17 protein-coding genes and 1 pseudogene are annotated in these 20731 nt (G+C 71.7%); 12 read left to right on the plus strand and 6 right to left on the minus strand.

Translation table 11 applies throughout. The features are described 5' to 3' along the window. Window positions 1-7: 7 nt before the first annotated feature. On the minus strand, window positions 8-523 hold the full coding sequence (locus ACIQGV_RS28910; protein WP_402499469.1) for an Lrp/AsnC family transcriptional regulator: 516 nt from the start codon (window positions 521-523) through the stop codon (window positions 8-10). 163 nt (window positions 524-686) lie between these two features. Here ACIQGV_RS28910 and ACIQGV_RS28915 point away from each other — a divergent pair, with 163 nt between their 5' ends. Further along, entirely contained in the window at window positions 687-2126 is a 1440-nt protein-coding gene (locus tag ACIQGV_RS28915) for a gamma-aminobutyraldehyde dehydrogenase (RefSeq protein WP_402499291.1), read from the plus strand. 218 nt (window positions 2127-2344) lie between these two features. After that, window positions 2345-3528, plus strand: a pseudogene (locus ACIQGV_RS28920) (spermidine/putrescine ABC transporter substrate-binding protein). Between the two features lie 65 nt (window positions 3529-3593). Here ACIQGV_RS28920 and ACIQGV_RS28925 read toward each other — a convergent pair. Further along, the gene (locus ACIQGV_RS28925) at window positions 3594-4547 is read right to left on the minus strand and encodes a hypothetical protein (RefSeq protein ID WP_402499294.1); all 954 of its coding nucleotides are present in this window, start codon (window positions 4545-4547) and stop codon (window positions 3594-3596) included. A 158-nt stretch (window positions 4548-4705) separates the two neighbouring features. Between ACIQGV_RS28925 and ACIQGV_RS28930 the strand changes: the two genes are divergently transcribed. Both ACIQGV_RS28930 and ACIQGV_RS28935 read left to right on the plus strand, forming a co-directional pair. Next, complete coding sequence (locus ACIQGV_RS28930) at window positions 4706-6970, plus strand: heavy metal translocating P-type ATPase (RefSeq protein WP_402499297.1); 2265 nt, start codon at window positions 4706-4708, stop codon at window positions 6968-6970. A 79-nt stretch (window positions 6971-7049) separates the two neighbouring features. Then, complete coding sequence (locus tag ACIQGV_RS28935) at window positions 7050-7616, plus strand: hypothetical protein (protein WP_402499300.1); 567 nt, start codon at window positions 7050-7052, stop codon at window positions 7614-7616. 12 nt (window positions 7617-7628) lie between these two features. Here ACIQGV_RS28935 and ACIQGV_RS28940 read toward each other — a convergent pair whose 3' ends face one another. The 3 genes from ACIQGV_RS28940 to ACIQGV_RS28950 form a co-directional block, all read right to left on the minus strand. Beyond that, a complete protein-coding gene (locus tag ACIQGV_RS28940) occupies window positions 7629-8771 on the minus strand; it encodes a serine hydrolase domain-containing protein (RefSeq protein WP_402499303.1) in 1143 nt (380 codons plus the stop codon). A 175-nt stretch (window positions 8772-8946) separates the two neighbouring features. Further along, window positions 8947-9633: a glycerophosphodiester phosphodiesterase gene (locus ACIQGV_RS28945; RefSeq protein WP_402499305.1), complete on the minus strand. Its 687-nt coding sequence runs from the start codon at window positions 9631-9633 to the stop codon at window positions 8947-8949. Between the two features lie 20 nt (window positions 9634-9653). Further along, complete coding sequence (locus ACIQGV_RS28950; protein ID WP_402499308.1) at window positions 9654-10721, minus strand: adenosine deaminase; 1068 nt, start codon at window positions 10719-10721, stop codon at window positions 9654-9656. Between the two features lie 154 nt (window positions 10722-10875). On the opposite strand from ACIQGV_RS28950, the gene ACIQGV_RS28955 reads away from it, so the two are divergent. Then, window positions 10876-11712, plus strand: a complete 837-nt coding sequence (locus ACIQGV_RS28955) for a DUF4190 domain-containing protein (RefSeq protein ID WP_402499311.1) — start codon at window positions 10876-10878, stop codon at window positions 11710-11712. Between the two features lie 392 nt (window positions 11713-12104). Here ACIQGV_RS28955 and ACIQGV_RS28960 read toward each other — a convergent pair whose 3' ends face one another. Beyond that, window positions 12105-12671 carry an NADAR family protein gene (locus ACIQGV_RS28960; RefSeq protein WP_402499314.1) on the minus strand — a complete coding sequence of 189 codons (567 nt, stop codon included), beginning with the start codon at window positions 12669-12671 and terminating at the stop codon, window positions 12105-12107. 211 nt (window positions 12672-12882) lie between these two features. Between ACIQGV_RS28960 and ACIQGV_RS28965 the strand changes: the two genes are divergently transcribed. The 7 genes from ACIQGV_RS28965 (at window position 12883) to ACIQGV_RS28995 (ending at window position 20719) form a co-directional block, all read left to right on the plus strand. Next, window positions 12883-14418, plus strand: a complete 1536-nt coding sequence (locus ACIQGV_RS28965) for a gamma-aminobutyraldehyde dehydrogenase (RefSeq protein WP_402499317.1) — start codon at window positions 12883-12885, stop codon at window positions 14416-14418. A 56-nt stretch (window positions 14419-14474) separates the two neighbouring features. Further along, complete coding sequence (locus ACIQGV_RS28970) at window positions 14475-15722, plus strand: spermidine/putrescine ABC transporter substrate-binding protein (RefSeq protein ID WP_402499320.1); 1248 nt, start codon at window positions 14475-14477, stop codon at window positions 15720-15722. After that, entirely contained in the window at window positions 15719-16879 is a 1161-nt protein-coding gene (locus ACIQGV_RS28975; RefSeq protein WP_402499323.1) for an ABC transporter ATP-binding protein, read from the plus strand. Before ACIQGV_RS28970 ends, ACIQGV_RS28975 begins: the two co-directional genes overlap by 4 nt. Then, window positions 16879-17805, plus strand: coding sequence for an ABC transporter permease (locus ACIQGV_RS28980; protein WP_402499326.1), 927 nt, complete (start codon window positions 16879-16881; stop codon window positions 17803-17805). The genes ACIQGV_RS28975 and ACIQGV_RS28980 overlap by 1 nt, the downstream gene beginning before the upstream one ends. After that, complete coding sequence (locus ACIQGV_RS28985; protein ID WP_402499328.1) at window positions 17806-18606, plus strand: ABC transporter permease; 801 nt, start codon at window positions 17806-17808, stop codon at window positions 18604-18606. Between the two features lie 23 nt (window positions 18607-18629). Beyond that, window positions 18630-20057, plus strand: coding sequence for an NAD(P)/FAD-dependent oxidoreductase (locus ACIQGV_RS28990; protein ID WP_402499331.1), 1428 nt, complete (start codon window positions 18630-18632; stop codon window positions 20055-20057). 209 nt (window positions 20058-20266) lie between these two features. Next, a complete protein-coding gene (locus ACIQGV_RS28995) occupies window positions 20267-20719 on the plus strand; it encodes a hypothetical protein (protein WP_402499333.1) in 453 nt (150 codons plus the stop codon). The last annotated feature ends 12 nt before the right edge of the window (window positions 20720-20731 follow it).

Below are 20731 nucleotides of genomic sequence, written 5' to 3' on the forward strand. Positions count from 1 at the left end.
CTCACGGTTATCGGGTTCCCCACATGTAGGTCTGCTTCTTCAGCTTCAGGTAGACGAAGCTCTCGGTGGAGCGCACGCCGGACAGGGCCCGGATGCGTCTGTTGATGACGTCCAGCAGATGGTCGTCGTCCTCGCAGACGATCTCGGCGAGGATGTCGAACGAGCCCGCGGTCATCACCACGTACTCGACTTCCGACATGGCCGTCAGCGCCTCCGCTATGGACTCCACGTCGCCCTCGACGTTGATGCCGACCATCGCCTGCCGGCGGAAGCCCACGGTGAGCGGGTCCGTGACGGCGACGATCTGCATGACGCCCTGATCGAGCAGCTTCTGCACACGCTGGCGCACGGCGGCCTCGGAGAGTCCCACGGCCTTGCCGATGGCGGCGTACGGCCGGCGGCCGTCCTCCTGGAGCTGTTCGATGATGGCGAGGGAGACGGCATCCAGCTGCGGGGTGCCGTTCCTGGGCTCGCGGGAGTCCTTCTGGTCTGCGCTTCGACTGGCCACGGCCTCACTCTGCACGAGGACTCGACAGTTTCGCAAGGCTGGATCGATGAAATCCGTTGTTTATAAGAGTGATGCGTGCGGATTTCGCAGATCCGGTGCGTCGGGGGGTGTTGAAACCGTGGAAGGAGGGATTAGGGTGGGCATCTCAAGGAATGGACACCCGACAGGAGGGCCGGCAGTGACCACCGAGCTGCGTCGTCTGCGCAACTACATCGACGGAGAGTTCCGGGACGCCGCCGACGGACGGACCACCGACGTGGTGAACCCCGCCACCGGCGAGGCGTACGCCACCGCACCGCTGTCCGGACAGGCGGACGTCGACGCGGCCATGGCGGCCGCCGCCGCGGCCTTCCCGGCCTGGCGCGACACCACCCCGGCCGAGCGTCAGAAGGCCCTGCTGAAGATCGCCGACGCGTTCGAGGAGCGCGCCGAGGAGCTGATCGCCGCCGAGGTCGAGAACACCGGCAAGCCGATCGGGCTCACCCGGTCGGAGGAGATCCCCCCGATGGTCGACCAGATCCGCTTCTTCGCGGGTGCGGCCCGGATGCTGGAGGGGCGCAGCGCCGGCGAGTACATGGACGGCATGACCTCGATCGTGCGCCGTGAGCCGGTCGGCGTCTGCGCGCAGGTCGCGCCGTGGAACTACCCGATGATGATGGCCGTGTGGAAGTTCGCCCCGGCCCTCGCCGCGGGCAACACCGTCGTGCTGAAGCCCTCCGACACCACCCCCGCCTCCACGGTGCTGATCGCCGACATCATCGGCTCGATCCTGCCCAAGGGCGTCTTCAACGTCATCTGCGGCGACCGTGACACCGGCCGTTCGATGGTCGAGCACTCCACCCCGGCCATGGCCTCCATCACCGGCTCCGTACGCGCAGGCATGTCCGTCGCCGAGTCGGCGTCCAAGGACCTCAAGCGCGTCCACCTGGAGCTCGGCGGCAAGGCACCGGTCGTGGTCTTCGAGGACACCGACATCGCCAAGGCCGTCGAGGACATCTCCGTGGCGGGCTTCTTCAACGCCGGCCAGGACTGCACGGCCGCGACCCGGGTGCTCGTGCAGGAGTCCATCCACGACGAGTTCGTCGCCGCGCTCGCCAAGGCCGCCGCCGACACCAAGACCGGTCAGCCGGACGACGAGGACGTCCTCTTCGGCCCGCTGAACAACCCCAACCAGCTCAAGCAGGTCTCCGGCTTCATCGACCGCCTCCCGGCCCACGCCAAGGTCGAGGCGGGCGGCCGTCAGGTCGGCGACAAGGGCTACTTCTACGCCCCGACCGTCGTCTCCGGCCTCAGGCAGGACGACGAGATCGTCCAGAACGAGGTCTTCGGCCCGGTCATCACCGTCCAGTCCTTCACCGACGAGGACCAGGCCGTCGAGTGGGCCAACGGCGTCGAGTACGCCCTCGCCTCCTCCGTCTGGACCAAGGACCACGGCCGCGCCATGCGCATGTCCAAGAAGCTCGACTTCGGCTGTGTGTGGATCAACACCCACATCCCGCTGGTCGCCGAGATGCCGCACGGCGGCTTCAAGAAGTCCGGCTACGGCAAGGACCTCTCCGGCTACGGCTTCGAGGACTACACCCGCATCAAGCACGTGATGACGTCGCTGGACGCGTAGGCACACCGGCGCTGCGACGCGGCCCCGGACGGAGGACGGACCGTCCGGGGCCGCGTCGTGCCCGGGGCGGTTCCGCCGGCACCCGTGCCCCCGTGTCGCCGTGTCCAGCCGTGCCCCCGCGACACCGTCCAGGCGCTCGACAGGGTGTCGGCTGTCCCCGTTTCCGCTCGACGTCCCGTCGATTGTCCCGGCGCGGACGCACCCGGCATCCTTCCGAGGTGCCCTCCAGGATCGCGCGTCCCTCCCGCCGTTCGCTGCTGCGCGCCCTCGGCGCCGCCGCTCTCACCGGGGCGGCCGGCTGCGGCGTGCCGGCCGCGTACGTCGCCCCCGGCGACCGCGCCGCCTCCGACCGGTCCGCCGTCGACAAGCGGCTGACCTGGGCGAACTGGCCGCTGTACATAGACACCGACGACGAGGGCGGGGGTGGCCGGCCCACCCTGGACGCCTTCGAGCGGCGCACGGGCCTGTCCGTCGAGTACGTCGAGGAGATCAACGACAACGACGAGTACTTCGGCAAGATCAGCCCCGCGCTGATGAACCACCAGCCGACCGGCCGCGACCTGATCGTCATCAGCGACTGGATGTGCGCCCGGTTCGTCCGGCTGGGCTGGGTGCAGGCGATGGACCGGGCCCGGCAGCCCAACGTCACGCGGTATCTCGACCCGCTGCTGCGCTCGCCCGCCTTCGACCCGGGCCGCGCCTTCACCGTGCCCTGGCAGTCCGGCATCACCGGCATCGCCTACAACCGCCGGAGGCTGGGCCGCGAGATCCGGCAGGTCTCCGACCTGTGGGCGGACGACCTCAAGGGCCGGGTGACCCTGCTGTCCGGCCTGGACGAGGCGTTCGCGCTGCTGATGCAGGGCGACGGGGTGGACGTGTCACGCGCTGGACCGCCGACGACTTCCACCGGATGTGCGACGGGGTCGAACGGCAGCTGAGCAGCGGCCGGATACGCCGGTTCACCGGCAACGACTACATCAAGGACCTCGCCGGCGGAGACGTCCTGGCCTGCCAGGCGTACTCCGGCGATGTCATCCAGCTCCAGGCCGACGACCCCGACATCCGCTTCGTCGTCCCCGAGGAGGGTGCCGAGCTGTGGTCGGAGTCGCTGATGATCCCCGGCCTCGCCGAGCACAAGGCGAGCGCCGAACGGCTCGTCGACCACTACTACGACCCCGAGGTCGCCGCGGAACTGGCGGCCTGGGTCAACTACGTCTGCCCCGTGCCGGCCGCCCGGGACGTCCTGGCGTCCTCCGGCGACGAGGAGACCGCCGCGCTGGCCGAGAACCCGCTGATCTTCCCCGACGGGACGATGCGCGCGAGGCTGGCCGTCGCACGGGACATCACGGCCGCGGAGCGCACGGAGTTCGGCAGGCGGTGGAACGCGATCGCCGGTCTGTGACGACCGCGTCCCGCCGCCGGCCGGCGGCGGGACTTCCTTGAGCCTCTTCCCCCGGGCCCGGGCGCTCAGTGTCCGTGCGGGGCGTCCTCCGCGTCCTTCGTGTGCTCCGAGTCCTCCGCGTGCTTTGTCGCGGGTGCCGGGGCCGCGGTGCCGTCCGTGCGCACCGTGAAGGCGGCCGTCCGCACCGCGCCGTCGGCCTTGAAGTCGAGGAAGAGGCGGTAGGCGCCGTCGCTCGGCGCGGCGGCGGTGAAGGCGACCTTCGGCCCCGAGGCCGCCGTGCCGTGCGCCTTCTCGTGCGGGTGGACGTGCAGATAGGCCAGATCGCCGGAGCGCAGGGCGACCAGGTGGCCGTAGGCCCCGAGGTAGGGCTGGAGGCGGACGGGCCGGCCGTCCCGGGTGACCTCGAAGGCCAGCTCGCTGTCGGAGCCCGGGGCGAGCGAGCCGGTGAGCCGGACGGTGTAGCCGTCGACGGTGGCCCGCGCGCCGGTCTCGGGGAGCGGGGCGGGCGCGTACCGACCGGTGACCGCGAGGTCGGTGCCCAGCGTCAGGTTCCTGCCGCCCGCGGCGGGCGTGAAGTCGGCGAAGACCCGGTAGGAGCCCGCGGCCGGCAGGTCCGCGCCGACGCTCCAGGTGCCGTCGGCGGCGCGCACCGGGTGCAGATGGCGGTACGCCGTGAGGTCCCGGGACGCCACGATCAGATGCAGCTCCTTCTCGTGCTCGCGCCGGTACTCGGTCACCGGACGCCCGTCCGCGTCGCGCACGGTGAAGCGCAGCACGCTCTTCGCCCCGGCGGATACGCGGCCGGTCTCCAGGTCGAGTGTGTAGCCGCCCTCGGAGACCTGGAGGCCGCCGGGCGGATCCGCCTCGGTGCGCGCCCCGGGGGTGTGGCCGCCGTGCGCGGCGGGCTTCTCGTCCGGGCCGGAGGAGACCGGGCCGACGGCGTCCCCGACGGCGAAGGCCGTGCCGAAGGTGGCGGCCACGGCCGCGGCGAACGCGGCGATCTTCACTGCGGGCTTCATCTCGGGCTCCTGGGTACGGGGGACGGTGCGAAGCGACCTCTTCATTCATACATACCCCCCTGGGGTATGGCAAGGCTTGCCAGGAAATACCTGTGGGGGGTATATCTGGAGGAGTCAGATACCCCCTAGGGGTATGCATCGGTCCTGGAGGACTCCTCATGACCACGACGGCCCCCGAGGCCACCGACGCAGGCCGGGTCGAACTCGCCATCGGCGGTATGACCTGCGCCTCCTGTGCGGCGCGCATCGAGAAGAAGCTCAACCGCATGGACGGCGTCACCGCCACGGTCAACTACGCGACCGAGAAGGCGAAGGTGACCTTCTCGGGCGCCGTGACCGTGCCCGACCTGATCGCGACGGTCGAGGCCACCGGGTACACCGCGCAGGAGCCGCGCCCGGCCGTGTCCGGGGCCGTCCCCGCGCAGGGCACCCCCGAGCCCGATGAACTGCGGCCGCTCAGGGAGCGCCTGGTGACGGCCGTGGTGCTGGCCGTGCCGGTGATCGCGATGGCGATGGTCCCGGCGCTCCAGTTCGAGTACTGGCAGTGGCTGTCGCTGACCCTGGCGGCGCCCGTGGTGACCTACGCGGCCTGGCCGTTCCACCGGGCCGCGTGGACCAACGCCCGGCACGGGGCCGCGACGATGGACACCCTCGTCTCGGTCGGCACCTCGGCGGCGTTCCTGTGGTCGCTGTGGGCTCTCTTCCTCGGCACCGCCGGGACGCCGGGCATGACCCACCCCTTCGAGCTGACCGTCGCCCGCACCGACGGCTCGGGGAACATCTACCTGGAGGCCGCGGCCGGGGTCACCGCCTTCATCCTGGCCGGGCGCTACTTCGAGGCCCGCTCCAAGCGCAAGGCGGGCGCCGCGCTGAAGGCGCTGCTGGAACTGGGCGCCAAGGAGGTCACCGTCCTGCGCGGCGGCCGCGAGGAGCTGATCCCGGTCGGCGAGCTGCGGGCGGGCGACCGCTTCCTGGTCCGTCCGGGGGAGAAGATCGCGACCGACGGCACCGTGGTGGAGGGCTCCTCCGCCGTGGACGCCTCGATGCTGACCGGCGAGTCCGTGCCCGTCGAGGTCGGCGCCGGCGACGGCGTCACCGGGGCCACCCTGAACGCGGGCGGCCGGCTGGTCGTCGAGGCCACCCGGGTCGGCGCCGACACCCAGCTCGCCCGGATGGCCCGGCTCGTGGAGGACGCGCAGAACGGCAAGGCCGCCGCCCAGCGGCTCGCCGACCGCATCTCCGGCGTGTTCGTCCCGGTCGTCATCGCCCTCGCGGTCGCCACCCTGGGCTTCTGGCTCGGCAGCGGGGCGGACCTGACCGCAGCCTTCACCGCCGCCGTCGCGGTGCTGATCATCGCCTGCCCCTGCGCCCTGGGCCTGGCCACGCCGACCGCGCTGATGGTCGGCACCGGGCGGGGTGCCCAGCTCGGCATCCTGATCAAGGGGCCCGAGGTGCTGGAATCCACCCGCAAGGTCGACACCGTCGTGCTGGACAAGACCGGCACCGTGACCACCGGCCGCATGACCCTCCTCGCCGTCCACACCGCCGACGGCACCGACGAGGCCGACGTCCTGCGTCTGGCGGGAGCCCTGGAGCACGCCTCCGAGCACCCCGTCGCCCAGGCGGTCGCAGCCGGTGCCGCGGCCAAGGCGGGGCCCCTGCCCGTGCCGGAGGACTTCGCCAACGTCGCCGGTCTCGGCGTGCAGGGCGTCGTCGACGGACACGCCGTCCTGGTCGGCCGCGAGAAGTTGCTCGCCGAGTGGGCGATCGAACTGCCCACCGCGCTGAAGGAGGCGAAGGCGGCCGCCGAGTCCGCCGGGCGGACGGTGATCGCGGTCGCCTGGGACGGCGAGGCCCGCGCGGTGCTGGAGGTCGCCGACGCCGTCAAGGACACCAGCCGCGAGGCCGTCACCCGGCTGCGCGCCCTCGGGCTGACCCCGATCCTGCTCACCGGGGACAACGAGGCCGTCGCCCGCGCCGTGGCCGCCGAGGTCGGCATCGCCCCCGAGCACGTGATCGCCGGGGTCATGCCGCAGGACAAGGTCGACGTCGTCGAGCGCCTCCAGGGCGAGGGCCGTTCGGTCGCCATGGTCGGCGACGGCGTCAACGACGCGGCCGCGCTGGCCCGGGCCGACCTGGGTCTGGCCATGGGCACCGGCACCGACGCCGCCATCGAGGCGGGCGACCTCACCCTGGTCCGCGGGGACCTGCGGGTGGCGGCCGACGCGATCCGGCTGGCCCGCCGCACGCTGGGCACCATCCGCTCCAACCTGTTCTGGGCCTTCGCCTACAACGTCGCCGCGCTGCCGCCGGCCGCGGCGGGACTGCTCAACCCGATGCTCGCCGGAGCGGCCATGGCCTTCTCCTCGGTCTTCGTGGTCGGCAACTCCCTGCGGCTGCGCCGCTTCCGGGCGGCCGTGTGACAACACCCAGGAGCGGGGCCCCCGTTGCGACGGGGACCCCGCTTTTGAACGCGTTCAACAACGGCGTACGCTGAGCGCCATGAATGACAGAGCCGCCCTGCTGAAGGGCATCCGCGCCTGGCTGGTCCTCTTCGTCGTCTGCCTGGTGCTCAGCGGGGCCACGGCCTTCCCCCTCGTCCACGAACTGCGCTGGACCGAGGACCTGCTGCACGCCCTGTCCGTGCAGGACCACCTGCCGGGGCTGACGGACTGGATCACCCGGGTGCGCCGCGGACTCGACACCGCCGACGCCGACTTCCCGTTCCTGCTCTACGGCACCGACTGGCTCGCCTTCGCCCATCTGGTCATCGCCGTCGCCTTCTACGGCGTCTTCCGGGACCCGGTCCGCAACATCTGGGTCGTGGAGTTCGGGATGATCGCCTGCGCCGGGATCGTCCCGCTCGCCCTGATCTGCGGACCGATCCGCGGCATCCCCTTCTGGTGGAGCGTCGTCGACATGTCCTTCGGCGTCTTCGGGGTGATCCCGCTGTACGTCGTGCGCCGCAGGATCAAGCGGCTGGAGGCACTCACCGCCGTGCCGCCGGGGCGTGAGCCCGCCGCGGCGTGGACCCGCCGTGGCGTGGACCCCGCGCCGGACCGGGGGTGAACGCCGTACCGGTCACCGCGTGAACGCCGGGAAGGCGAAGCGCTGCGCGATCTGCAGGCCCTGCGAGCGCGCGTCGGTGGAGTTGACGGAGTAGACCACCGTCCGGCACAGGTCCGGGGTCGCGGCGACACCCGTGGCGTACCCCGGGCGCGAGCCCGACTTGCCCCAGATCTCCTGGCCGCCGAGGGTGAAGCGCTCCAGCGCCATGCCGTACCGCGCCCCGTCGAACGGCACGGTCAGCATCTCCTTCACCAGCGCGGGGGGCACGACCCGGCCGCCGAGGACGCCCTTCAGCAGCCGTTCCAGGTCGGCGGTCGTGGAGATCAGGTCGCCGGCCGCCCAGCGGTCCGACATGTTCCACTCGGTCACGTCGACCAGCTCGCCGTCGATCCACTCGTAACCGCGGTTGTGCGGGCCGTGCACCCGCGGATCGGTGCCCGCGGGGAAGGACGAGTGACGCATGCCCAGCGGCCGGAACACCCTCGTCCGCGCCTGGTGCGCGTACGAGTCGCCGGTGACCTTCTCGATCAGCATGGCGAGCACGGTGTAGTGGATGTTGCCGTACGTCTGCTGCGAACCGGGCCGGTACGCCGGGCCCTGGGCGACCGCGGACGCCACCACCTCCTGCGGGGTCAGCGTCTCGAAGCGGTGCGGGAACATCTCCTCGGTCGTGTCGCCCAGCCCCCGCCCCGGCCGCAGCCCGCTGGTGTACGTCAGCAGTTGCCGCACGGTGACCGGCTCGAAGGCGTCGGTGAGCAGGCCCGGCAGATACTCCTGCACGGTGCCGTCGAGAGCGATGCGTCCTTCGGCGACCAGCTGCAGCACGACCGACGCGGTCACCAGCTTGGTCGTCGAGCCCGCCCGGAAGCGGCCGTGCTCCAGCGCCGGCGCCCCGGTCCGCAGGTCGCGCACCCCGGCCGCGCCGTGCCAGCCGCCCGCGCCGCCGACGCGGACCAGCGCGGCCGTCACCTCGTCGTCCGGGATCCCGGTGAGCGCGGCGGCGAGCGCCTCCCGGTCCGGGCCGGGCGTCGACGCGCACCGCGCGGCGGAGGGACGAGCGTCGGACGCGGCGAACACGGGGGCGGCCAGCGGACCGGCCGCGAGAGCCAGCGCGAGGGAGGCGGCGACGACGGTCGTACGGCGGTGCGGGCGCATGGGCGGATCTCCTCGGGACGGTCGGGACGGTCGGGACGATCAGGACGATCGGATCGGTGCGATCAATCCTGCGGCCCCGCCTGCCCGGGCGGATCATCACCGAGGAGGGCCCCCGCCCTGGGGAAACCCCGATCAACTCGCCCGTGCGCAAGGGGAAGTTGTCAGGGACCGACCCCTACGGGGCCGGCCTGAGCCCGGTCAGGACGTCGACCCGGTTGGTGGTGATCGAGTCGACGCCCAGGCCGATGAGGCGGCGCATGCTGCGACGGGTGTCCGGCGTCCACACCGACAGCAGCCGCCCGTCCCGGTGCACCCGCTCGACCAGTTCACGGCCGACCAGCGTCCAGCGGTAGTTCAGCCACCGCGGCCCGACCGCGTCCAGCAGCGCGGGCCGCGGCGGCGCGAGCGTCGTCCAGGTCAGCGCGATCTCGGCCGCCGGGTCGGCCGCCCGCACGGCCAGCATCGCGTGGGCGCCGGCGCAGTAGTACACCCGGTCCTGCGCGCCGCACTCGCGCACCGTGTCCACCACCCTGCGCGCCGCGCGGACCTCGGACGTCCCCGGCAGGTCGAGCATGACCCGGTGTCCGTCGGTCGCCGCGAGCGCCTCCGCCAGCGTCGGCACCGCCCCGGCGGTGAGCCCGCGCACCTCGTCCGCGGACAGCCCGAGCAGAGGCCGGTCCACCTCCCACAGCCGCTTCAGCGTCGCGTCGTGCAGCAGCACCGGGACGCCGTCCCGGGTGAGCCGTACGTCGACCTCGACGGCGTCCGCGCCCAGGCCGAGCGCGGCACGCAGGGAGTCGAGGGTGTTCTCGCGGAAGCGGTAGGGGTCACCGCGATGGGCCACGGCGGTCACGTTCTGCATGGGCCCATTGTGATCTGCCGTCAGGACGCCAGCCACGCCGAGGTGTACGTGTCGATCTCCTCGGCGATCCGGGCCTTGCCCGCCTCGTCGAGGAAGGACGCCTCGACGGCGTTCTTCGCGAGGCCGGCCAGGCCCCGTTCGTCGAGGCCGAGCAGACGCGCGGCGACCGCGTACTCGCTGTTGAGGTCGGTGCCGAACATCGGCGGGTCGTCGGAGTTGACCGTCACCAGCACCCCGGCGCGCACGAACTCCTTGATCGGGTGCTCGTCCAGCGTGGTGACCGCGCGCGTGGCGATGTTGGAGGTCGGGCACACCTCCAGCGCGATCCGGTGGTCGGCGAGGTGCCGGAGCAGCTTCTCGTCCCGCGCGGAGCTGGTGCCGTGCCCGATCCGCTCGGCGCCGAGGTGGGTCAGCGCGTCCCACACCGTCTCCGGGCCGGTCGTCTCGCCGGCGTGCGGCACCGAGTGCAGCCCGGCGGCGATGGCACGGTCGAAGTACGGCTTGAACTGCGGCCGGGGCACACCGATCTCGGGCCCGCCGAGCCCGAAGGAGACCAGGCCCTCCGGGCGCAGCCGGTCGTCGGTGGCCAGCCGCACGGTCTCCTCGGCGGAGGCCAGACCGGCCTCGCCGGGGATGTCGAAGCACCAGCGCAGCACGGTCCCGAACTCGGCCTCCGCGGCCTTGCGCGCGTCCTCGATCGCGTCCATGAACGCCCGCTCGTCGATGCCGCGCCGGGTGGAGGAGTACGGCGTGATGGTCAGCTCGGCGTAACGCACCTGCTGCCGGGCCAGTTCACGGGCGACCTCGAACGTCAGCAGCCGGACGTCCTCCGGGGTGCGGATCAGGTCGACGACCGACAGATAGACCTGGATGAAGTGGGCGAAGTCCGTGAACGTGAAGTAGTCGGCGAGCGCCTCGGGGTCGGTGGGCACCTTGGAGTCGGGGTGGCGGGCGGCCAGTTCGGAGACGATCCGGGGGGAGGCGGAGCCGACGTGGTGGACGTGCAGTTCGGCCTTGGGCAGTCCGGCGATGAAAGCGTGCAGGTCGCGGGCGCCGGAGGCGGCGGACGGGGCGAAGCGGTCGGTCAAGGGGTTCCTCCCCGGGAACGGCGTCCCCGGCCGGGGGCCGTGGGGGACGCGGGTGATCGGCTGATCGGTGACTCGGGATCATCGTAGGCCGGGGCGGGACGGTCGTGCCGCTGCACGTAGCATGGCGGTACGGACGACAGAGGGGATCCCGAGCATGTCCGACGACGCGCAGCCGCCGGTCACGCCGGAGCACAACGCCGGCGCGGCACCGCCGTCCGACACCGATCCCTGGGCCGCGCCCCGCGACACCGCCCCGCGTGTTCCCCTGGGCAAGGGCGACACCCCGCAGACGGGGGCCACGCAGGACGGCCGTGACCTGTGGGCGCCGCCCGCCGACGACCCCGGGCCCGGGCACACCATCGCCTCCGGGGCCCTGCCCGTGGTGAACCCCTCCATGCACGACCAGCAGACCGTGACCTCCATGCCGAGCGTGGGCGGCACCCCGCCGTCCGGCACCTGGAGCGACCCGTCCGCGCAGGCCCCCGGCGGCTTCCCGCCGCCCGCGGCGACCGGCGCGGGGCCCTACGCGCCGCCCGGTGCCGCCGATCCCTTCGCCGCGCCCGGTGCGGGCGAAGCCGTGCCGCCGCCGCCCATCGCGCCCGACGGGCCGGGGGCGGCGTACGGCTATCCCGGCGCGGTCACCGGCTACGGCTACCCCGGGACGGGCACCGGCTACGGCTACCCGGCCCCCGTCGTGCAGCCCGCCCCCGGCCCCGGGTACTACGGCTGGCCCGGAGCGCCGGTCGTCCCCAGCAACGGCATGGGCACGGCCGGGCTGGTGCTCGGGATCATCGCGGACGTCATCTTCTGCCTGTGGCCGGTCGCGATCGTGGTCGGCATCCTGGCCGTGATCTTCGGCGCGGTCGGCCGGGGCAAGGCGAAGCGCGGCGAGGCCACCAACCCCGGCCAGGCGCTCGCCGGGATCATCTGCGGCGTCGTGGGCATCGCGCTGGGCATCGGCCTGGGCGCCCTGGTGATCGCCAACCCGTAGGCCCGGGAGCCCCGTGGGCCCGGGAGCCCGGGAGTCTTGTGGCCCGGGGAAACCCGTGGGCCGGCAAAACCCGTGGGCCCGGGGAGCCCCGTGGGTCCGGGAGCCCGGGAGTCTTGTGGCCCGGGGGACCCCGTGGCTCCGGGGGACCCCGTGGCTCCGGGGAAACCCGTGGCTCCGGGGAACCCTGTGGCTCTGGGGAACCCCGTGGGCCGGCAAAACCCGTGGGCCCGGGAGCCCCGTGGCTCCGGGGAACACCGTGGTTCCCGGGAAATCCGTGGGCCGGGGAACACCGGTGGCCCCGGGGCGAACCCGTGGCACGGGGGACGAGGGCTGCGCCGGTCCGGCCGGAGCCGGAGCCGGAGCCGGGGCCGGGGCCGGGGTGGCCCGCCGGGTCACTCCGCCGCGCCGCTCCGCAGCCGCTCCCGGGCCTCCATCAGGGCGAAGCCCAGCAGATTCGGTCCGCGCCAGCGCTGCGGATCCCAGGCCCCGGCGTCCTTCGCGGCGAGTCCGATGCCCCAGATCCGGTCCACCGGGCTCGCCTCCACCAGGACCCGCTCCCCGGTGCCCAGCAGGAACGCCCGCAGGTCGGCGTGCGCGGCGAACTTGTGCACGCTGCCCTCGACCACGATCCCGAACCGCTCGCGCGCCCATGTGCGCTCGTCGAACCCCCGCACCAGCCGCCCGGCGTTCTTCGCCTCCGACGGATGCTCCGCGGCCAGCACCTGCCGCTCGGCCTCGGCGTCACCGAACAGCCGTGCCTTGCCGGCCATCATCCAGTGCTCGGCCGTCGAGTACGCCACGCCGTCCACCGTGAACGGGGACGGCCACCACTGGCTCAGACAGCCCGGACCGACGCTTCCGTCGCTCCGCGGCCGGTGCCCCCAGAAGTGCAGATACCTGACGCCGGCTCCCGCGCCGACCTCCCTGAGCAGGGCCTCCCGAGAATCGATCTTTCGCATGCACGCGAGTCTGGCACGCACCACGGACAGTCCGTCCTCGGTTTTTCCCGTCGACTCGACACCTGGTCGACAGATTCCGTTGCGTAACCAAAAGGCAACAACGGAATCACTTGTTGGAGTCCATCTGCTCTGTCAGGATCGGCACTCAAATCGAGCTGGAGCTACGCCACCCGCCCCCGTGGACAGCGGGGGGAAGGCGGAGGAGAGCGACATGCACAACCCGGGCAGAGCCACCCCGGAACGATTCCCCGCACAGGACCGCTTCGCAGCCGGGGCGCAGTACATCGCCGGCCGCTTCACCCGGGGCACCTCGGGCCGCACGCACGAGGTCGTCGACCCGGCCACCGCGGAGACGGTCCTCACCTACGAGCTGGCCGGCCCCGACGACGTCGACGCGGCGGTCGCCGCCGCCCGCGCGGCCTTCCCCGGCTGGTCCGCGGCCACCCCCGGCGAGCGCTCCGACGCGCTGCACCGGCTCGCCGAGGTGCTCGCCGACCGCGCCGAGGAGTTCGCCCGCGCCGAGTCCCTCCAGTGCGGCAAGCCGCTGAAGCTGACCCGTGAGTTCGACGTGCCGGGCACGATCGACAACGCCGCGTTCTTCGCGGGCGCCGCCCGGCACCTGGCGGGCCAGTCCGCCGGCGAGTACTCCGGCGACCACACCTCGTACGTCCGCCGTGAGCCCATCGGCGTGGTCGGCTCCATAGCCCCCTGGAACTACCCCCTCCAGATGGCCGCCTGGAAGATCCTCCCGGCGATCGCGGCGGGCAACACCATCGTGCTCAAGCCCGCCGAGCTGACCCCGCTCACCTCCCTGCTGTTCGCCGAGGCATGCACCCAGGCGGGCATCCCCGACGGGGTCGTCAACATCGTCACCGGCACCGGCAAGGAGGCCGGCGAGCACCTGGTCGGCCACCCCGACGTGGCCATGACCTCCTTCACCGGCTCCACCGCGGTCGGCCGGCGCGTCGCCGAGGTGGCCACCGCCACCGTCAAGCGGATCCACCTGGAGCTGGGCGGCAAGGCCCCCTTCCTGGTCTTCGACGACGCCGACCTGGACGCCGCGGTGCACGGCGCGGTCGCGGGCGCCCTCATCAACACCGGGCAGGACTGCACCGCGGCCACGCGCGCCTACGTGCAGCGGCCGCTGTACGAGGCGTTCGTGGAGCGGACGGCCGCCCTGATGGACACCGTCCGGCTCGGCGACCCCTTCGCCCACGGCACCGACCTCGGCCCGCTCGTCTCCCACGCGCAGCGCGACCGGGTGGCCGCCTTCGTCGGCCGGGCGCGTGGCTACGCGCGCGTGGTCACCGGCGGCGAGGCACCCGAGGGCGACCTGGCCGAGGGCGCCTACTACCGGCCGACGCTGGTCGCCGACGCCGCCCAGGACAGCGAGATCGTCCAGGCCGAGATCTTCGGGCCCGTCCTGGTCGTGCTGCCCTTCGACACCGACGACGACGGCATCGCGCTCGCCAACGACACCCCCTACGGGCTCGCCGCCTCCGCGTGGAGCCGTGACGTCTACCGGGCCAACCGCGCCACCCGCGAGATCAAGGCGGGCTGCGTGTGGGTGAACGACCACATCCCGATCATCAGCGAGATGCCGCACGGCGGCTACAAGGCGTCGGGCTTCGGCAAGGACATGTCCGTGTACTCGTTCGAGGAGTACACCCAGATCAAGCACGTCATGTTCGACAATACGGCGGTCGTCAGGAAGGACTGGCACCGCACGATCTTCGGGGACCGATAGCAGAACCTGGCCGTCCGACCCGCGGCCGACCGACCTCCCGAAAGGGCACCAGACGCATGGAGCAGTACGAGCCCGACCGCCTCTCCACGGCCCAGGTGGCCGCCATGCGGCGCAGCTTCCGCAACGGCAGGGCCTCCCTCACCCGCCGGTCCCTGCTGCGCGCCTCCGCCGGCGGCGCGCTCGCGGTCGGCGGGGCGGCCGCCCTGAGCGGCTGCGGCATCCCCGCCGCGGGCAAGACGCAGGGCGGTCAGTCCGCCGACGACCGCTCGGCGAAGGAGAAGACCGTCAACTTCTCCAACTGGACCGAGTACATGGACGTGGACGAGAGCGAGAAGCACCACCCCACGCTCGACCGGTTCACCGAGCGCACCGGCATCAAGGTCAAGTACACCGAGGACATCAACGACAACGTCGAGTTCTTCGGCAAGATCAAGCCGCAGCTCGCGGCGGGCCAGGACACCGGGCGCGACATCATCGTGCTCACCGACTGGCTCGCGGCCCGGCTGATCCGCCTCGGCTGGGTCCAGAAACTGGACCCGTCCAACCTGCCGAACGCCTACGCCAACCTCTCCCCCCAGTTCCGCTCCCCGGACTGGGACCCGGGCCGCGCCTACTCGTACGTGTGGCAGGGCATCTCGACCGTCATCGCGTACAACAAGAAGGCGCTGGACGGCGTCGAGGTGAAGTCGGTCTCCGACCTGCTCGACAACCCGAAGCTCAAGGGCCGGGTCGGCTTCCTGTCGGAGATGCGCGACACCATCGGCATGACGCTGCTGGACATGGACAAGGACCCCGCGAAGTTCACGGCCGACGACTACGACGCGGCGGTCGCCCGGCTGCAGAAGGCCGTCGACAAGGGCCAGATCCGCCGTTTCACCGGCAACGACTACACCTCGGACCTGAGCAGCGGGGACTTCGCCGCCTGCGTCGCCTGGGCCGGGGACGTCGTCCAGCTGAAGGCCGACAGCGACGACATCGGCTTCATCATCCCGGACAGCGGCTACATCACCTCGACCGACAACATGCTGATCCCCAACAAGGCCCGCCACAAGGCGAACGCCGAGCGGCTCATCGACTACTACTACGAGCCGGAACCGGCCGCCGAGCTCGCCGCGTACATCAACTTCGTCTGTCCCGTCGACGGCGTGAAGGGCGAACTGTCGAAGATCGACGCGGACGTGGCGGACAACCCGCTGATCATTCCCGACAAGGCGATGATCGAGAAGTCCCGTGCCTTCCGCTCGCTGAGCTCGAAGGAAGAGACGGAATTCGAACTGAAGTTCGCGAAGCTGACGGGGGCGTGACCGACGTGACCACCAAGAACGACCACACCGGTGACGTCCGCCTCACCGGCATCAGCAAGACCTACGCAGGCGGCTTCACCGCCGTGCAGCCGCTCGACCTGACCGTCCCGCAGGGCTCCTTCTTCGCCCTGCTCGGCGCCTCCGGCTGCGGCAAGACCACCACCCTGCGCATGATCGCGGGCCTGGAGGAACCGACCACCGGCACGGTCTTCCTCGGCGACCAGGACGTCACCGGCCTCCCCCCGTACAAGCGGCCGGTGAACACGGTCTTCCAGTCCTACGCCCTCTTCCCGCACCTCGACATCTTCGAGAACGTCGCCTTCGGTCTGCGCCGGCGCGGCATCAAGAGCGTGAAGAAGCAGGTCGAGGAGATGCTGGAGCTGGTCCAGCTCGGCGAGCAGGCGCGCAAGAAGCCGCACCAGCTCTCCGGCGGCCAGCAGCAGCGCGTCGCGGTCGCCCGCGCGCTGATCAACCACCCCAAGGTGCTGCTCCTCGACGAGCCCCTCGGCGCCCTCGACCTCAAGCTGCGCCGCCAGATGCAGCTGGAGCTCAAGCGCATCCAGACCGAGGTCGGCATCACCTTCGTGCACGTCACGCACGACCAGGAGGAGGCCATGACGATGGCCGACTCGGTCGCCGTGATGAACGCCGGACGCGTCGAGCAGCTCGGCGCCCCCGCCGACCTCTACGAGAACCCGAGGACCACCTTCGTCGCCAACTTCCTCGGCACCTCCAACCTCATCGAGGCCGAGGTCGACTCCCGCAGCGGCGACGACATCGTCCTCAGGGCGGGCGGCGGCAAGCTCGTCCTGCCCGCCGGCCGCTCCACCGCGCCCGCCGCGCCCGGCGGCAGGATGCTGGTCGGGGTGCGCCCGGAGAAGATCTCCCTCGCCCACGCCGACGACGCCGGTGAGATACCCGACGGCCGCAACCGCATCACGGGCAAGATCGCCGACGCGAGTTTCATCGGCGTCTCCACGCAGTACGTCGTCGACAGCCCGGTCTGCCCCGAGCTCTCGGTCTACGTCCAGAACGTCGACCGCGACACCCGGCTGGTCCCCGGCGCGGACGTCGTCCTGCACTGGAACCCGGCCCACACCTTCGGACTGGACGCCGCCCAGGCCGTCGAGGCGGGCATCCAGGAAGAGGCGGTCTGATGGCGACGCTCACCGAGGCGCCGCCGCTCGCGCCCGCCCCCGAGAAGGCGAAGCCCCCGCGCAGGCGGGGCCGCTGGACGCCCTACCTCCTGCTGCTGCCCGGACTCGCCTGGCTGGTGGTGTTCTTCGCGCTGCCGATGGTCTACCAGGCGTCGACCTCCGTGCAGACCGGCTCCCTGGAGGAGGGCTACGAGGTCACCTGGCAGTTCTCGACGTACTGGGACGCCCTGACCGAGTACTACCCGCAGTTCCTGCGCTCGGTGCTGTACGCGGGCTCGGCGACGGTCCTGTGTCTGCTGCTGGGCTACCCGCTCGCGTACCTCATCGCCTTCCGCGCGGGCCGCTGGCGGAACCTGATCATGATCCTGGTGATCGCCCCGTTCTTCACCAGCTTCCTGATCCGCACCCTGGCCTGGAAGACGATCCTCGCGGACAGCGGCCCGGTCGTGGAGACGCTCAACACGCTGCACGTCCTGGACGTCACCGACTGGCTCGGCATGACCGCGGGCGACCGGGTGCTGGCCACCCCGCTGGCGGTGGTGTGCGGTCTGACGTACAACTTCCTGCCGTTCATGATCCTGCCGCTGTACACCTCGCTGGAGCGCATCGACCCGCGCCTGCACGAGGCGGCGAACGACCTGTACGCGCGGCCGTCCACCACCTTCCGCAGGGTCACCTTCCCGCTGTCGATGCCGGGTGTCGTCTCGGGCACCCTGCTGACCTTCATCCCGGCCGCCGGCGACTACGTCAACGCCGACCTGCTCGGCTCCACCGACACCCGCATGATCGGCAACGTCATCCAGACGCAGTTCCTGCGGATCCTGGACTATCCGACGGCGGCCGCGCTCTCCTTCATCCTGATGTTCGCGATCCTCGTCATGGTGACGCTCTACATCCGCAAGTCCGGCACGGAGGATCTGGTCTGAATGGCCTTCGTCAACTGGCTCAAGCGCCACTTCGTCGTCATCGCCGGCCTGATCACGCTCGGCTATCTGCTGCTGCCGAACGTCGTCGTGACGGTGTTCTCCTTCAACGATCCCAAGGGCCGCTTCAACTACCAGTGGCAGGAGTTCTCCACCGAGGCATGGACCGACCCGTGCGGTGTGGCGGGCATGTGCGACTCCCTCACCCTCAGCCTCCGGATCGCCTTCTGGTCGACGCTGGGCGCCACCGCCCTCGGCACGATGATCGCCTTCGCCCTGGTGCGCTACCGCTTCCGGGCGCGCGGCGCGGTCAACTCGCTGATCTTCATGCCGATGGCGATGCCCGAGGTCGTCATGGCCGCCTCGCTGCTCACCCTGTTCCTCAACATGGGCGTCCAGCTGGGCTTCTGGACGATCCTGATCGCCCACGTCATGTTCTGCCTCAGCTTCGTCGTGACCGCCGTCAAGGCCCGTGTCATGTCGATGGACCCGAGGCTGGAGCAGGCCGCGCAGGACCTCTACGCCGGCCCGTTCCAGACCTTCGTCCGGGTCACCCTGCCCATCGCGGCACCCGGAATCGCCGCGGGCGCGCTGCTCGCCTTCGCGCTCTCCTTCGACGATTTCATCATCACCAATTTCAACGCGGGCTCGACCGTCACCTTCCCCATGTTCGTCTGGGGATCGGCCCAGCGCGGAACGCCCGTCCAGATCAACGTCATCGGTACGGCCATGTTCGTCATCGCCGTACTGCTCGTCCTGACCTCCATGGTCGTCAGCAATCGCCGCAACAAGCAAAAGGCGTAGAGCCCTTGTAGGGAGTTGAAATCATGGCCCCTGGTGCCATGAGCCGTGGCAGTCGATCGATCAGAGCACTCTCCGACGTCCAGCCGGTCCCGTACTGGCTGGACGACCCCGGCAGGCCCCGCCCCGAGCCCGCCCTGACGGGCGCCGAGACCTGCGACCTGCTGGTCGTGGGCGGCGGCTACAGCGGGCTGTGGACCGCGCTGCTCGCCAAGGAGCGCGACCCGCAGCGGGACGTCGTACTGCTGGAGGGCCGCGAGGTGGGCTGGGCCGCCTCGGGCCGCAACGGCGGCTTCTGCGCCGCCTCCCTCACCCACGGCCTGCCCAACGGGCTCGCCCGCTGGCCGGACGAGATCCACCGGCTCCAGGAGCTGGGCGCCCGCAACCTCGACGAGATCGAGAAGGCGGTCGCCCGGCACGGGATCGACTGCGACTTCGAGCGCACCGGCGAGATCGACGTGGCCACCGAGACGTACCAGGCGTGGGAACTGCGCGACTGGTACGAGGAGATGGAACGCCACGGCCTCGCCGACGGCGTCGACTTCCTCGACGCCGACGCGGTGCGCGAGCAGGTCGACTCGCCCACCTTCCGGGCGGGCCTGTACGACCGGCGCGGTGTGGCCATGCTCAACCCGGCCAAGCTGGTCTGGGGCCTCAAGCGCGCCTGCGCGGAGCTGGGCGTCCGGGTGTACGAGCACACTCCCGCCCTCACCCTGAAGCCGTACGGCGCCGGGATGGAGGTCACCACCCCCTACGGCGGCGTCCGCGCCCGCAAGGTCGCGCTCGGCACGAACATCTTCCCGAACCTGGTCAGGAGGGTGCGGTCGTTCACGGTTCCCGTCTACGACTACGCCCTGATGACCGAGCCGCTCACCGAGGAGCAGCTCGCCTCGGTCGGCTGGCGCGGCCGGCAGGGGCTCGGGGACAGCGCCAACCAGTTCCACTACTTCCGGCTCAGCGCCGACAACCGCATCCTGTGGGGCGGCTACGACGCGGTCTACCCCTACGGCGGCCGGGTGCGCGCCGAGTACGACGACCGGCCGGAGACCTACGCCAAGCTCGCCGAGCACTTCTTCACCTGCTTCCCGCAGCTGGAGGGGCTGCGCTTCAGCCACGCCTGGGGCGGGGCGATCGACACCTGCTCGCGCTTCTCGGCGTTCTTCGGCACCGCCCACCAGGGCAAGGTGGCGTACGCGGCGGGCTTCACCGGCCTCGGGGTCGGCGCGACCCGGTTCGGGGCGGACGTGATGCTGGACCTGCTGGCGGGGGAGCGCACCGAGCGGACCGAGCTGGAGATGGTCCGCAGGAAGCCGCTGCCGTTCCCGCCGGAGCCGTTCGCCTGGACCGGCATCGCCCTGACGAAGTGGTCGCTGGCCCGCGCGGACGCGCACGGCGGCCGCCGCAATCTGTGGCTGCGGACGATGGACCGGCTCGGGCTGGGCTTCGACAGCTGAGCCCGCCGGGTCCGCCGGGTCCGCCGGGTCCGCGGCTCGCGGCTCGCGGGTCCGCGGTCCGCGGGTCCGCGGTCCGTGACTCCGTGACTCCGTGACTCCGTGACTCCGTGAGTCCGTGAAAAAGTCGTCCGAACCCGCGTAATGACCGGCCCGTACCTCCCTCTCCCCTGTGGCGCGACCGCGTCCACGAGGCAGAGGGAGGTCCTTTCATGGCTGGGGCGAAGAGCGCGGTGGAGTGGCTGGCATCCGTGGCACCGGATCCCGGCGCCTGCCGCTGGGAGTGGGAGCGCAACCCCCTCGGGGTCGCCCTGCTGCCCGCCGGCAGGGCCTGGGACGTGCTGATCCTGCCGGGCGGACTCGGCTACCCCACCCTCGACGTGCTGACCCGCATCCTCGATCAGCCAGGTCCGGTGCTGGTCGACCTCGGCGACGACCGGATGGGCTTCCTGGTCCCGCCCGGCACGGCCGCCCGCTGGATCGGCACGGGCATCCGCACGGCCGGCGCGGGCACCTGGATCGTGGTGCCCCACCCCGTCCGCTCCTCGCGCGGTGTGCGCTGGCTGGTGCCTCCGGACGGCTCGGGCACGCTCACCGATCCGGCGCTGCTGGAACTGGCGATGCACGAGGCCGCGGCGGGACTGGCCGGGGAGGGACGGGACTAGGGACCCAGGGCC

It is taken from the genome of Streptomyces sp. NPDC093094, assembly GCF_044754345.1.
In the GTDB taxonomy this organism is placed as follows: domain Bacteria; phylum Actinomycetota; class Actinomycetes; order Streptomycetales; family Streptomycetaceae; genus Streptomyces.

Bases quoted from the DNA above. Each gene is read 5' to 3' on its own strand.
- ACIQGV_RS28970 (WP_402499320.1), top strand. From the start codon at position 14,475: ATGGAGCAGTACGAGCCCGACCGCCTCTCCACGGCCCAGGTGGCCGCC.
- ACIQGV_RS28930 (WP_402499297.1), top strand. From the start codon at position 4,706: ATGACCACGACGGCCCCCGAGGCCACCGACGCAGGCCGGGTCGAACTC.
- ACIQGV_RS28990 (WP_402499331.1), top strand. From the start codon at position 18,630: ATGGCCCCTGGTGCCATGAGCCGTGGCAGTCGATCGATCAGAGCACTC.
- ACIQGV_RS28935 (WP_402499300.1), top strand. From the start codon at position 7,050: ATGAATGACAGAGCCGCCCTGCTGAAGGGCATCCGCGCCTGGCTGGTC.
- ACIQGV_RS28985 (WP_402499328.1), top strand. From the start codon at position 17,806: ATGGCCTTCGTCAACTGGCTCAAGCGCCACTTCGTCGTCATCGCCGGC.
- ACIQGV_RS28955 (WP_402499311.1), top strand. From the start codon at position 10,876: ATGTCCGACGACGCGCAGCCGCCGGTCACGCCGGAGCACAACGCCGGC.
- ACIQGV_RS28940 (WP_402499303.1), bottom strand. From the start codon at position 8,771: ATGCGCCCGCACCGCCGTACGACCGTCGTCGCCGCCTCCCTCGCGCTG.
- ACIQGV_RS28980 (WP_402499326.1), top strand. From the start codon at position 16,879: ATGGCGACGCTCACCGAGGCGCCGCCGCTCGCGCCCGCCCCCGAGAAG.
- ACIQGV_RS28925 (WP_402499294.1), bottom strand. From the start codon at position 4,547: ATGAAGCCCGCAGTGAAGATCGCCGCGTTCGCCGCGGCCGTGGCCGCC.
- ACIQGV_RS28965 (WP_402499317.1), top strand. From the start codon at position 12,883: ATGCACAACCCGGGCAGAGCCACCCCGGAACGATTCCCCGCACAGGAC.
- ACIQGV_RS28995 (WP_402499333.1), top strand. From the start codon at position 20,267: ATGGCTGGGGCGAAGAGCGCGGTGGAGTGGCTGGCATCCGTGGCACCG.
- ACIQGV_RS28945 (WP_402499305.1), bottom strand. From the start codon at position 9,633: ATGCAGAACGTGACCGCCGTGGCCCATCGCGGTGACCCCTACCGCTTC.
- ACIQGV_RS28960 (WP_402499314.1), bottom strand. From the start codon at position 12,671: ATGCGAAAGATCGATTCTCGGGAGGCCCTGCTCAGGGAGGTCGGCGCG.